This is a genomic window from Zavarzinia compransoris (assembly GCF_003173055.1).
In the GTDB taxonomy this organism is placed as follows: domain Bacteria; phylum Pseudomonadota; class Alphaproteobacteria; order Zavarziniales; family Zavarziniaceae; genus Zavarzinia; species Zavarzinia compransoris.
In genome coordinates this window covers 210,607-223,139 of sequence record NZ_QGLF01000003.1, presented here as the reverse complement: position 1 = coordinate 223,139, position 12,533 = coordinate 210,607, and the positions used below count along the sequence as shown (strand labels likewise).

The following is a 12,533-nucleotide window of genomic DNA, read 5'->3' as shown; positions in this document are numbered from 1 at the left end:
TGCCCGCCTTGCTGTGGACAAACCGGGGGCAGCCGGTGAAACCCCGTTGTCCACAGGCATCAACAAACAACAACAACCTTTTTATATATAGGTATTGAAAGTGGTCGAGCCCCTGTCGGTAACACGGAAGCGCTTCCTGAAGGCTTTGAAGGGCGAGGCGGTGGACCGTCCGCCGTTCTGGATCATGCGCCAGGCCGGCCGCTACCTGCCCGAATATCGCGCGGTCAGGGCGACGACGAAGAATTTCGTCTCCTTCTGCCTGGACAGCGAGAAAGCCTGCGCCGTCACCCTCCAGCCGATCGAGCGTTACGGCATGGATGCGGCGATCCTCTTTTCCGACATCCTGATCGTGCCCCATGGCCTCGGCCAGAACGTGCGCTTCGTCGAGGGCGAGGGTCCGCGCCTCGATCCCGTCACCGATGCCGGCGGTCTCGCCCGATTGACTCGGGATGGCTTCGACGCGCGGGTGAGCGCGGTCTATGAAACCGTCCGCCTGCTGGCCAAGCGCTTGCCGGAGGATGTCGCCCTGATCGGCTTTGCCGGGGCGCCCTGGACGGTCGCCACCTATATGGTGGCGGGCCAGGGCGGCAACGAGCAGAAGGCGGCCCGGCTCTGGGCTTACCGGGATCCGGAGGGGTTCCAGCGCCTGATCGATCTCGTGACCGAGGCGACCATCGACTATCTCGCCGCCCAGGTCGAGGCCGGGGCGGAAGCCCTGCAGATTTTCGACACCTGGGCCGGCTCCCTGCCGGAGCATGAACTGGCGCGCTGGGTCTTTGCCCCGATTGCGCGCATCAGGGCGGCGCTCAGAGCCCGTTTCCCCCATGTCCCGGTGATCGGCTTCGCCAAGGGCATAGGGCCCGCCCTGCCCCGCCTGGCGGCCGCCACGGGGGTGGAGGCGGTGGGGGTCGATGCCGGGGTGCCGCTGGCCTTCGTGCGCGACCATGTCCAGCCGACGGCGACCGTGCAGGGCAATATGGATCCCCTGCTGGTGGTCGCCGGCGGCAAGGCCATGCATGACCGGATCGAGGAGACCCTGCGCACCCTGGGGCCGGACCGTTTCGTCTTCAATCTCGGCCACGGCGTGGTGCCGGAAACCCCGCCGGAGCATGTCGCGGCCCTGGCCAGGCAGATCCGGGAGTGGCGCCCTTGAGCAAGCGCCTCGCCGTCGTCCTGTTCAACCTCGGCGGGCCGGATTCGCCGGCCGCGGTGAAGCCTTTCCTGTTCAACCTGTTCAACGATCCGGCGATCATCCGCCTGCCCCAGCCGTTCCGCTATCTGGTGGCGAAGCTGATCTCGGGCCGGCGGGCGGCGGCGGCAGCGGAAATCTATGCCCGGTTGGGCGGCCGTTCCCCCATCCTGCCCCTGACCGAGCAGCAGGCGGAAGCCCTGGCCCAGGCGATCGACGGTCTCGATCCCGGCTATGAGACCAGGGTCTTCATCGCCATGCGCTATTGGCACCCGCGCGCGGCCGAGACGGCGCAGGCGGTGGCGGCCTTCGCCCCGGACGAGGTGGTGCTGCTGCCGCTCTATCCCCAGTTCTCGACCACGACGACCGCATCCTCGGTCAAGGAATGGCGGGCGGCGGCAGCGAAGGCGGGGCTCACGGCACGGACCGCGACCATCGAGGATTACCCGACCGAGCCGGGCTGGATCCAGGCCCAGGCGCTGCTGATTTCCGGGGTGCTGGACCGGCTGCCGGCGGGGGGGCGCTATCGCGTGCTGTTCTCGGCCCATGGCCTGCCGCAGAAAGTGGTCGATGCCGGCGATCCCTATCAGGCCCAGGTGCAGGAGACGGCGGAAGCCGTGGTCCGGGCCCTGAACCGCCCCGGGCTGGATTGGCGGGTCTCGTATCAGAGCCGGGTCGGCCCCCTCGAATGGATCAAGCCCTATACCGAGGACGAGATCCGCCGGGCCGGGGCGGAGAACACCGGCCTGATCGTCGTGCCCATCGCCTTCGTTTCCGAACATTCGGAAACCCTGGTCGAGCTCGACATCGAATACCGCGAACTGGCCGGGCACAGCGGCGTGCCCGACTATCACCGGGTGCCGGCGGTCGGCACCGAACCCGCCTTCATCGCCGGCCTGGCCCGGCTGGTGGTCAGCCATATCGGCGCCAAGGACGAATTACGATGGATTTCCTAGTCCAGCATTACGACACGCTGAAGGTGCTGCATATCATTGCCTTCACCACCTGGATGGCGGGCATGTTCTACCTGCCCCGGCTTTTCGTCTATCATGCCGACAAGCCGGTGGGATCGGACGCATCCGAGACCTTCAAGGTGATGGAACGCCGCCTGCTGAAGGCGATCATCAATCCTTCGATGGTCGTCACCTGGATCATGGGCCTGTCGCTGATGGTGGCGACCAATGCCCTCCAGGCGGGCGGCTGGTTCCATGCCAAGCTCACCCTCGTCCTTCTGATGAGCGCGGTCCATGGCGTGCTGGTCGGCCAGGTCCGGCGCTTCGGCCGGGACGAGCGGCCGCATTCCGCCCGCTATTACCGCATCCTCAACGAAGTGCCGACCGTGCTGTTTCTCGCGATCGTGCCGCTCGTGGTGCTGAAGCCGTTCTGAAGCGGGTTGACAGGGGGCACCGTGAAGCGCAAGGTGCCCCCGTCCGGACAGGCCGATGGTCCGGGCCTTGGCCTTTGGCCTTGATCCAGTGCGCTGCGACAGCCGGCCGCCGGGTACTCTTCGGACCTATCCCATCTCACCGCTTCCAGTCCCGGTATTTGGCCCCCTGGGCCCCGTCTTTCGGGCATTCGCCCCGGCGGCTTGGCGACGGAACGGGCATTCCCCCCAGCGACCGACATTGGTAGTACCCATGAATCTTCAGGAGCTTAAGGAAAAATCGCCGACCGAACTTCTCGCCTATGCCGAGGAGCTTGAAGTCGAGAATGCCTCGACCCTGCGCAAGCAGGACATGATGTTCGCGATCCTCAAGCAATTGGCCGAGAAGGATATCGAGATCACCGGCGGCGGCGTGCTCGAAATCCTGCAGGACGGTTTCGGCTTCCTGCGTTCGCCCGAGGCGAACTACCTGCCGGGTCCGGACGACATCTATGTCAGCCCCAGCCAGATCCGCCGCTTCGGTCTTCGCACCGGCGACACGGTGGACGGCCAGATCCGGGCGCCCAAGGACGGCGAGCGTTACTTCGCTCTGCTCAAGGTCAACACCATCAATTTCGAGGACCCGGAGGCGATCCGCCACAAGGTCCATTTCGACAATCTGACCCCGCTCTACCCGAACAAGCGCCTGAACCTCGAGCCCAACGATCCGACGATCAAGGATCGCTCGGCCCGGGTGATCGACCTGATCTCGCCGCTGGGCAAGGGCCAGCGCGCCCTGATCGTGGCGCCGCCGCGCACGGGCAAGACGGTTCTTCTCCAGAATGTCGCCCATGCCATCACCGCCAACCATCCGGAAGTCTATCTGATCGTCCTTCTGATCGACGAACGGCCGGAAGAAGTGACGGACATGAGCCGGTCGGTGAAGGGCGAAGTCATTTCGTCCACCTTCGACGAACCGGCGGTGCGCCACGTCCAGGTCGCGGAAATGGTGATCGAGAAGGCCAAGCGCCTGGTCGAACACAAGCGCGACGTCGTCATCCTGCTCGATTCGATCACCCGCCTCGCCCGGGCCTATAACACCGTCGTCCCCTCGTCGGGCAAGGTGCTGACCGGCGGTGTCGATGCCAATGCCCTGCAGCGGCCGAAGCGCTTCTTCGGCGCCGCCCGCAATATCGAGGAAGGTGGTTCGCTGACCATCATCGCGACCGCCCTGATCGATACCGGCAGCCGCATGGACGAAGTGATCTTCGAAGAGTTCAAGGGCACCGGTAACTCGGAAATCATCCTGGACCGCAAGATCGCCGACAAGCGCACCTTCCCCGCGATCGACATCACCAAGTCCGGCACCCGCAAGGAAGAACTGCTGGTCGACAAGGGCACCCTGTCCAAGATGTGGGTGCTGCGCCGCATCCTGATGCCCATGGGCCCGGTCGATGCCATCGAGTTCCTGCTCGACAAGCTGAAGCACACCAAGACCAACGGCGAATTCTTCGACTCGATGAATTCGTAAAGACTGAAGGGGGCCGGTGTTCGGCCCCCTTTCGCATTCGGGGGATCGGATGACGGCGACCACGGTCAGAAAGCTCTATGTCTTTCTCGTCGGCTACGAGGTTCTGCCGAAGTCCGTCTCCACCCTGAACCGGGGTGCCGACCGCATTCTCGCCGAGCCGGTCTGCGCCTATCTGATCGAGACCGAGCGGGGCTATGTCCTGTTCGATGCCGGGCTGAACCGGGACCTGCTGACCGACGATACATTGCGCCAGCGCTATTACCCCTATCCCCTGTGGCTGGCGCCTTCGGTCGTGCTGCCGGAACACGATCTGTTGCCGCAGCTGGCGAAGATCGGCGTCTCGCCCCGCGACATCGGCGACGTCATCCTCAGCCATACCCATTGCGACCACGCGGGCAACCTGAAGCATTTCGCCCATGCCCGGGTCCATATCCAGCGCCGCGAATATGATTACGCCATGGGTGACCATGGCAATTACGCCGTCTTCAATATCGATTTCGACCTGCCCGGCCTCGACTGGCAGCTTCATGACGGCGATTGGCAATGGGCGCCGGGGATCGAGGCGATCTCGACCCCGGGGCATACGCCGGGCCATCAGTCCCTGGTCGTCAGCCTGCCGTCGGGCGCGACCAAGATCCTGGTCGTCGATGCCGGCGATCTGGCGGAAAATTTCGCCGAGGAAATCGCTCCCGGCGAATGCCTGGCCGGGGTCGAGACCGCGCTGGCCTCGATCCGGCGGATCAAGGCGCTGGCGGCGGCGCGCGTCGCCGATATCGTGCTGTTCCACGATGCCGACCACGTTCATGCCTTGCGGCTGGCGCCCGCCTTCTACGATTGAGGACGATCAGTCGTCCATGCGGCTGAGCTTGCCGCAGATGCCGTCCAGCTCGTCCAGGGTCTGGTAGCGGATGGTGATGGAACCGCCGGCATCGCCCTTGTGGGCGATCGAGACCGGCAGGCCGATGGCGGCCGACAGATTGCCCTCAAGCTCGATCGTGTCCGGGTCCTTGGCCGCGGCGCCGTTGCCCTGCCCGCCGCTTACTGGTGCCGGAGTCTTGGCTTTCTTGGCCAGGTCTTCGATCTGGCGCACGGTCAGGCCCTGGTCGACCGCGCGCTTTGCCAGGGCCGCGGCATCGGGCAGGCCGATCAGGGCGCGGGCATGGCCGGCGGACAATTGGCCCTGGTCGACCAGGTCCTTCACCGGCGCCGGCAGGCTCATCAGGCGCAGGGTATTGGCGATATGGCTGCGCGACTTGCCGACGATCTGGGCGATCGCTTCCTGGGTATGGCCGAAATCGTCGATCAGGCGCTGATAGCCGGCCGCCTCTTCGATCGGGGTCAGGTCGGCGCGCTGGATATTCTCGACCAGGGCGACTTCCATCACCTCGGCGTCGGTGAATTCCTTGACCACCACCGGCACCTGGTGCAGGCGGGCGGCCTGGGCTGCGCGCCAGCGCCGCTCGCCGGCGATGATCTCGTAGCGGTCCTGGCCCAGTTTCCGCACCAGCAGGGGCTGAAGGATGCCGTGGGACTTGATCGAGGCGACGAGGTCGTCCAGCGCTTCCGGGGTGAAGCGCTTGCGCGGCTGTTTCGGATTGGGCTGGATCTGCTCGATCGGCAGTTCGCGCAGGCCCTTGGGTTTTTCACCGGGGGCGGCGCCCGGGGGCGGATTGACCGCGTCGCGCACCTCGCCCATCAGGGCCGAAAGGCCCCGGCCCAGACCCTTCTTCCGGGTATCGTCAGCCATTGAACTCGTGATCCTTCAAAACGTCAGGCGGCGCGGGGCTCTTCCCGGCGCAGCAATTCGCCGGCGAGGCGGATATAGGCCTGGCTGCCGGCGCAGCGGTGGTCATAGACCAGGGCCGGCTGGCCATGGCTGGGCGCCTCCGAAATGCGGACATTGCGGGGGATGACCGTGTTGTAGACCTTGTTGCCCAGGAACCCCCGCACGTCCGCCGCGACCTGATCCGACAGGTTGTTGCGGTTGTCGTACATGGTCAGGACGATGCCCTGGATCTCCAGGCCCGGGTTCAGGCTGCCGCGTACCTGGTCGATGGTCCGCAGCAGCAGGCTCAAGCCTTCCAGGGCGAAGAATTCGCATTGCAGGGGCACCAGCACCGAATCGGCCGCGACCATGGCATTCAGGGTCAGCAGGTTCAGGGACGGCGGGCAATCGATCAGCACGTAATCGAAGGCACGGGTGATCTCCGGGGCCGAAAGCGCATCCTTCAGGCGGTGGGCCCGGCGCTCCTGATCGACCAGTTCCAGTTCGGCGCCCGACAGATCGACGGTGGACGGCACCAGCGACAGGTTGGGGATCGCGGTTTCGACCAGGGCTTCGGCCAGGGTCGCCTCGCCCATCAGCGCGTCATAGGATGTGATCGCGCGGGACGAGCGGTCGATCCCGACCCCGGTCGAGGCATTGCCTTGGGGGTCGAGGTCCAGGATCAGCACCCGGCGCCCGACGGCGGCAAGGGCCGTGCCCAGGTTGATCGCCGTCGTGGTCTTGCCCACGCCCCCCTTCTGGTTGGCTACGGCGATGATACGCACATCCGCAGGGCTAACGTCAGTCATGGTCGGTCACTCTGATGCGGAAGATGGTGGCTGCCGGGTCGGTCAGACTCCGGTGGCGCGTGGACTCCAGTGTGGAACGCCGCGCCGCCTCGGTCAATTCCGCCTCGGCCTCCTTGCCCTTGGGGATAATGTGGATTGTGTGGGCAGATCGGTGCGGCGCCGCCCAATCCAGCAGTTTTTCCAGGGAGGCCAGGGCGCGGGCGGTAATCACATCCGCATCCAGCGGCGCCAGGGTCTCGATGCGAAGGGCGTGGATCGTCACCCTGGTGTCGGTGATTCGCGCCGCTTCGCGCAGGAAGGCGCATTTGCGCTGGTCGCTTTCGACCAGGTGAACATCGCCGGCGCCCATGATCGCCAGGACCAGCCCGGGAAAGCCGGCACCGCTGCCGAGATCGACCAGCCGGCGCTCCCGGCCCGCCGGCTTCTCCGGCAACAGGGGAAAAAGCTGGGCCGAATCGAGGAAATGGCGGCGCCACAGGTCGGGGATCGTGGCCGGGCCGACGAGATTGATCTTGGCCTGCCATTTGACCAGCAGGTCGGCATAGAGCCGCAGGCGGTCCAGTGTTTCACGTGAAACATTGGCCGCCGCGGCGAAGCCCTCGGCGGTCATCGGCTTGTCCAAGGCCATTACGCGACTCGTTTCTTGACGTGGGCCAGCAGGGCGGTCAGCGCGGCCGGGGTGACGCCGGAAATCCGCGCGGCGGCCCCCAGGGTCGGCGGCCGGCCGGCGGACAGTTTCAGGCGGATCTCCGCCGACAGGCCGCCGATCTGGCCATAGTCGAGATCGGCCGGCAGGTCCAGGTTCTCATCCCGGCGGAAGGCGCGGATATCGGCCTCCACCCGATCGAGATAGCCGGCATAGAGCGCCTCGATCTCCACCTGTTCGGCGACATCGGCGCGTAGCCCCTGAAGCCCGGGCCAGAGCGCGGCGACAAGCTCCAGGGTCACGCCCGGCAGGCGCAGGAGATCGAGAAGGGAACGGCGCTGGCCGTCCTGGTTGACCGGCAGGCCCCGGCTTGCCGCCTCGTTCGGGGTGATCTTCGTTTCCCGGGCATAGGTCAGGGCGGCCTCGACGGCGGTGCTTTTGGCCGCAAAGGCCGCGGCCCGGGCACTGCCGACACAGCCCCAGGCGCTACCCTTGGCGGTCAGCCGGCGGTCCGCATTGTCGGCGCGCAGCACCAGCCGGTATTCGGCCCGGCTGGTGAACATGCGGTAAGGCTCCCGCGTGCCCTTGGTCACCAGATCGTCGATGAGCACGCCGATATAGGCATCGGCCCGGTCGAGGATGACCCCCTGCCCGCCCCCGGCGGCCCGGGCGGCATTGAGGCCGGCCATCAAGCCCTGGGCCGCCGCCTCCTCATAGCCGGTGGTGCCGTTGATCTGCCCGGCCAGATAAAGGCCGGGACAGCGCCGCGTTTCCAGGTGATGGGTCAGTTCCCGGGGATCGATGAAATCATATTCGATGGCATAACCGGGACGCAGCATGACGGCGTGCTCGAGGCCGGGAATGGTCTTCAGCAGGTCGGCCTGGACATCGCGCGGCAGGGAGGTGGAAATGCCGTTGGGATAGACGGTGTCATCGTCCAGGCCTTCCGGCTCCAGGAAAATCTGGTGGCGCTCCTTCTCGGCGAAGCGCACCACCTTGTCCTCGACCGAGGGGCAATAGCGCGGGCCGGTACCTTCGATCTGGCCGGAATACATGGGCGCGCGATGCAGGTTGGCCCGGATCAGGGCGTGGCTGGCCGCGCTGGTATAGGTGATGCCGCAGGCGATCTGGGGCGTCTCGATCCGTTCCGTCAGGAAGGAGAAGGGCTGGGGCGGGTCGTCGCCGGCCTGGGATTCGAGGCCGGCCCAATCGATGGTGCGGCCGTCGAGGCGGGGCGGCGTGCCGGTCTTCAACCGGCCGAGGGTGAAACCGATCCGGGCCAGGGTCGCGGACAGGCCGAGGGACGGCGCCTCTCCCACCCGGCCGGCGGGGATCTTGTCCTCGCCGATATGGATCAGGCCGCGCAGGAAAGTGCCGGTGGTCAGGACCACGGCCCGCGCGGCGATCGCGCTGCCGTCGGCCAGGACCACACCGGCCACGCGGCCGTCGCTCAGGATCAGGTCTTCGGCGGCGGCCGACAGGATGGTCAGATTGTCCTGTTCCGCCAGCAGGGCCTGCACTGCCCGGCGATAGAGCTTGCGGTCAGCCTGGGCCCGCGGGCCCCGGACTGCCGGGCCCTTGGATTGATTGAGGATGCGGAACTGGATGCCGCCGCGGTCGATGGCCCGGCCCATGATCCCGTCCAGGGCATCGATCTCGCGCACGAGATGGCCCTTGGCCAGGCCGCCGATGGCAGGGTTGCACGACATTTCGCCGATGGTTTCGGCCTTATGGGTAAGCAGCAGGGTATGCGCGCCGTAACGCGCGGCTGCCGCGGCCGCTTCGCAACCGGCATGGCCGCCGCCGATCACGATCACATCGAATGTCTTCATGCCGGCACTTTAGGGATATGGCGACGGCAGTCAAATGACGAGTTGTGACAGGTGGCGATCCTGTTTCACGTGAAACATTCCGGCGGCGCATGGCCGGCATTGTTTCACGTGAAACATCACTTGCCGATGCAGAACTCGAAGAAGATGACGTCGAGCAGGTCCTCGACATCGACCGCCCCAACCACCCGGCCCAAAGCGCGCAGGGCGAGGCGCAGGTCCTCGGCGCGCAATTCGGCGGGCAGCGGCAGGGGCGAGAGGGCCCGCTCCAGGGCGGCGACGGCTTCCTCCACCGCCAGGCGATGGCGGGCCCTTGTGATCGCCGGCGCCTCGCCCGGCTCCAGCCGCTCGGCCACCCGGGCGGTGATGAGGGCGAGAAGCCGGTCGATGCCGGCCCCGGTGCGGGCGGAGACGGGCACGGCATCCGCCGGCCCCGGCCCCAGGTCCGCCTTGTTGGCGACGGTGATGGTCTCGGGCCCGGCTTTCAGCCCCGGCGCGGGGTCGCCGGGACCGACGACATGCAGGCGCAGGTCTGCCGTCGCCGCGCGCTGGCGGGCGCGCCGCACCCCTTCCCGCTCGATCGGATCGTCGGTCTCGCGCAGGCCCGCGGTATCGATCAGCACCACCCGATAGCCGCCGAGGTCGAGGGCGACCTCGATCACGTCGCGCGTCGTGCCCGGAATCTCGGAAACGATGGCGACCTCGGCGGCGGCCAAGCGGTTCAGCAGGCTGGATTTGCCGACATTGGGGGCGCCGGTGATGGCGATCTCGAAACCGTCCCGCAGCCGTTCGCCCCGGTGCCCGTCGGCCAGATGGCGGGCGAGCTCGTCGCGCAGGCGGGCGGTGCCGGCCAGGACCTCGCCCTCGATGGCCTCGTCGAGACCCTCGTCGGGAAAGTCGATCAGGGCTTCGAGCCGGGCCAGCAGCACTTTCAGCCGGTCGCGCCACGCTTCATAGAGTCGGCCCATGGCCCCGTCGAGCTGGCGCAGGGCCTGCCGGCGCTGGGCCTCGGTCTCGGCATCGACCAGATCGGCGATGGCTTCGGCCTGGGAGAGGTCGAGCTTGCCGTTCTCGAAGGCGCGGCGGGTGAATTCGCCCGGCCCGGCCGGGCGCAGCCCGAGGGCGCCAAGGATGACGGTCAGCCGGTTCAGGATCGCCCGGCCGCCATGGACGTGGAATTCGGCCACATCCTCGCCGGTGAAACTGGCCGGGGCCGGAAACCACAGGACCAGGGCCCGGTCGATCACCGTGCCGTCGCCCGGATCGCGCAGGGCGGCCAGCCGGGCAAGGCGCGGGGCGGGCAGCCCGCCGGCCAGGGCGGCGACGGCACCGCCGGCCCGGGGGCCGGAGAGGCGCAGCACCGCCACCCCGGCCCGGCCCCGGCCGCTGGCCAGGGCGAAGATGGTCTCGCCCACCTTATTCGGCGGCCGGCAGTTTCTGTTCGGGCGGAAGCATCAGCCGCTCCACCCGCCTGCCCTGCTTCAGGTGGACGTCCAGGATCTCGTCGATATCCGCCGGGGTGCGGGGCGCATACCAGATCCCTTCGGGATAGATCACCAGGACCGGGCCCAATTCGCAGCGGTCGAGGCAGCCGGCCTGATTGATGCGGATATTCCCGATGCCGAGTTCATCCGCCCGCACCTTCATGTAATTGCGCAAGGGCACCCCGCCCCGCGCCTTGCAGGAGCCGCGGGGGTGGACATCGGGACGCTCGTTCACGCAGGCAAAGACATGGGCTTCGTAATAGGGCGCGGGGTCGCCGGGCCGCTGCCGATCACTCACTTCGTCTCTTCCTTGGTGTCGGCCTTGCGCTTGCCGCCGCGCACGGTCGAGGCGGCGGACCACAGGAAATCCTGCAACTTCTCGAAGCCCTGCAAACTGCCCTGGATGCCCATGGGCACCCATTGCTTGATGATGGTCTCGGGATCGATGACATGGAGATACTGCATCATCTTGCCTTCGACTTCGGCCAGGATGCGCTGCTGCATGGGTTCGAGATCGGGCAGGCCAAGGACGCGGCGTGCTTCTTCCGGGGTGATGTCGAATTCGACGTTGATTTTCATGGCGTCCTCTCAGGCATGACCGGATCATCCGGTGGCAATATGAGTGTAATTCAGCGGCCCTCGGGCGCAAGAATGCCCTGCGGGTGATATGGGGAGGCAGCATGGCGGAAGCCAGGGTCGAAACGCCGATCGGCAGGTTCCACGTCACCGTCCGCGCCGATGCGGTGGTCGCGGCCGGCTGGGCGCCCAGCGGCGACGCGGCATCTGGTGATGGCGACGACATGCTGCTCGCCCTCGCGCTCGGCCAGGTCGAGGATTATTTCGCCGGCCGGCGCCGCCAGTTCGACCTGCCCATCGCCCCCCACGGCACGCCCTTTCAGCGGAAGGTCTGGCGCCGCATCGCCGCGATCCCCTTCGGCGCCTTCGAGACCTACGGCAGCCTTGCTCGCACGCTGGGCGGGGTGGCGGCCCAGGCGGTGGGCCAGGCTTGCGGCCGCAATCCGGTCGGCCTGCTCGTGCCCTGCCACCGGGTGCTGGCGGCGGGGCCGAAGCTCGGCGGCTATGGCGGTTCGGAAACGGTGAAGCGCTGGCTTCTGAGCCATGAGGGAATCGAAGTGCCGGGTTGAGTGCCATGACAATGCCGCCGTGGGGCGCTAGCATCCCTCCCGCCAAATTCCCGTGGGAGGATTTCATGAGCGGTTCGTCCATCACCATCGCGGCCAAGGATGGCGGCAGCTTTTCGGCCTATCTGGCGCGGCCCGCGGGCGGCGCGCCGGCGCCGGCGATCGTGGTCATCCAGGAAATCTTCGGCGTGAATGCGGTGATGCGCGGCGTCGCCGACTGGCTGGCAGGCGAAGGCTATGTCGCCATCGTCCCCGATCTCTTCTGGCGTATCGAGCCGGGCATCGACATAACCGATCAGTCCAAGGCCGAATGGGACCGGGCCTTCCAGCTGTTCGGCGCCTTCGACCGTGACAAGGGCATCATCGATATCGACGCCACCCGCGCGGTCGCGGCCACCCTGCCCGGCACCAATGGCAAGGTGGGCGCGGTCGGCTATTGCCTGGGCGGGCACATGGCCTATCGGACGGCGGCGGAAACCGCGGTCGATGCCACGGTCGGCTATTACGGCGTCGGCATCAACGACGTGCTGCACCTCGCCCCCGGCATCAGGAAGCCCCTGATGCTGCATGTCGCGGAAAAGGACGGCTTCGTGCCCCCCGAAGCCCAGGCGAAGATCGCCGACGGCCTTGGCGGCAATCCCCTGGTGACGATCCACACCTATCTCGGCCAGGACCATGCCTTCGCCCGCATCGGCGGGGCGCATTACGACCAGGCCTCCGCCGATCTCGCCAACCGGCGGACCCTGGATTTCTTCGCGGCCCATCTCGGCTGAGG

Annotated in this window: 14 protein-coding genes; 7 read left to right on the top strand and 7 right to left on the bottom strand. The window is 67.0% G+C overall.

Annotation, left to right across the window (positions count from 1 at the left end; all coding sequences use genetic code 11):
• Window positions 1–100 precede the first annotated feature (100 nt).
• The 5 genes from hemE (at window position 101) to DKG75_RS11690 (ending at window position 4,921) form a co-directional block, all read left to right on the top strand.
• Window positions 101–1,153 carry a uroporphyrinogen decarboxylase gene (hemE, locus tag DKG75_RS11710; RefSeq protein WP_109921712.1) on the top strand — a complete coding sequence of 351 codons (1,053 nt, stop codon included), beginning with the start codon at window positions 101–103 and terminating at the stop codon, window positions 1,151–1,153.
• Window positions 1,150–2,145 carry a ferrochelatase gene (gene hemH, locus DKG75_RS11705; RefSeq protein ID WP_243746564.1) on the top strand — a complete coding sequence of 332 codons (996 nt, stop codon included), beginning with the start codon at window positions 1,150–1,152 and terminating at the stop codon, window positions 2,143–2,145. Before hemE ends, hemH begins: the two co-directional genes overlap by 4 nt.
• Entirely contained in the window at window positions 2,133–2,576 is a 444-nt protein-coding gene (hemJ, locus tag DKG75_RS11700) for a protoporphyrinogen oxidase HemJ (RefSeq protein ID WP_109921303.1), read from the top strand. Before hemH ends, hemJ begins: the two co-directional genes overlap by 13 nt.
• Before the next feature lie 250 nt (window positions 2,577–2,826).
• Window positions 2,827–4,083, top strand: coding sequence for a transcription termination factor Rho (rho, locus tag DKG75_RS11695; RefSeq protein ID WP_109921302.1), 1,257 nt, complete (start codon window positions 2,827–2,829; stop codon window positions 4,081–4,083).
• Window positions 4,084–4,132: 49 nt separating this feature from the next.
• The gene (locus tag DKG75_RS11690) at window positions 4,133–4,921 is read left to right on the top strand and encodes an N-acyl homoserine lactonase family protein (protein ID WP_109921301.1); all 789 of its coding nucleotides are present in this window, start codon (window positions 4,133–4,135) and stop codon (window positions 4,919–4,921) included.
• 6 nt (window positions 4,922–4,927) lie between these two features.
• Here the strand turns inward: DKG75_RS11690 and DKG75_RS11685 are convergent, their stop codons facing one another.
• The 7 genes from DKG75_RS11685 to DKG75_RS11655 all read right to left on the bottom strand — a co-directional run bounded on the left by DKG75_RS11685 (window position 4,928) and on the right by DKG75_RS11655 (window position 11,195).
• Window positions 4,928–5,830, bottom strand: coding sequence for a ParB/RepB/Spo0J family partition protein (locus DKG75_RS11685; RefSeq protein WP_109921300.1), 903 nt, complete (start codon window positions 5,828–5,830; stop codon window positions 4,928–4,930).
• Between the two features lie 23 nt (window positions 5,831–5,853).
• On the bottom strand, window positions 5,854–6,657 hold the full coding sequence (locus DKG75_RS11680) for a ParA family protein (RefSeq protein WP_109921299.1): 804 nt from the start codon (window positions 6,655–6,657) through the stop codon (window positions 5,854–5,856).
• Window positions 6,650–7,267: a 16S rRNA (guanine(527)-N(7))-methyltransferase RsmG gene (rsmG, locus tag DKG75_RS11675; protein ID WP_109921711.1), complete on the bottom strand. Its 618-nt coding sequence runs from the start codon at window positions 7,265–7,267 to the stop codon at window positions 6,650–6,652. The genes DKG75_RS11680 and rsmG overlap by 8 nt, the downstream gene beginning before the upstream one ends.
• A 17-nt stretch (window positions 7,268–7,284) precedes the next feature.
• Complete coding sequence (gene mnmG / locus DKG75_RS11670; RefSeq protein WP_109921298.1) at window positions 7,285–9,135, bottom strand: tRNA uridine-5-carboxymethylaminomethyl(34) synthesis enzyme MnmG; 1,851 nt, start codon at window positions 9,133–9,135, stop codon at window positions 7,285–7,287.
• A 116-nt stretch (window positions 9,136–9,251) separates the two neighbouring features.
• On the bottom strand, window positions 9,252–10,547 hold the full coding sequence (gene mnmE / locus DKG75_RS11665) for a tRNA uridine-5-carboxymethylaminomethyl(34) synthesis GTPase MnmE (RefSeq protein WP_109921297.1): 1,296 nt from the start codon (window positions 10,545–10,547) through the stop codon (window positions 9,252–9,254).
• Between the two features lies 1 nt (window position 10,548).
• The gene (locus DKG75_RS11660; protein WP_109921296.1) at window positions 10,549–10,914 is read right to left on the bottom strand and encodes a (2Fe-2S) ferredoxin domain-containing protein; all 366 of its coding nucleotides are present in this window, start codon (window positions 10,912–10,914) and stop codon (window positions 10,549–10,551) included.
• Window positions 10,911–11,195 (bottom strand): DUF6489 family protein, encoded by a 285-nt coding sequence (locus DKG75_RS11655; RefSeq protein WP_109921295.1) that lies wholly within the window; start codon window positions 11,193–11,195, stop codon window positions 10,911–10,913. Before DKG75_RS11655 ends, DKG75_RS11660 begins: the two co-directional genes overlap by 4 nt.
• A gap of 101 nt (window positions 11,196–11,296) precedes the next feature.
• Here DKG75_RS11655 and DKG75_RS11650 point away from each other — a divergent pair, with 101 nt between their 5' ends.
• Both DKG75_RS11650 and DKG75_RS11645 read left to right on the top strand, forming a co-directional pair.
• Entirely contained in the window at window positions 11,297–11,761 is a 465-nt protein-coding gene (locus tag DKG75_RS11650; protein WP_109921294.1) for a methylated-DNA--[protein]-cysteine S-methyltransferase, read from the top strand.
• Window positions 11,762–11,826: 65 nt separating this feature from the next.
• Complete coding sequence (locus tag DKG75_RS11645; RefSeq protein WP_109921293.1) at window positions 11,827–12,531, top strand: dienelactone hydrolase family protein; 705 nt, start codon at window positions 11,827–11,829, stop codon at window positions 12,529–12,531.
• The last annotated feature ends 2 nt before the right edge of the window (window positions 12,532–12,533 follow it).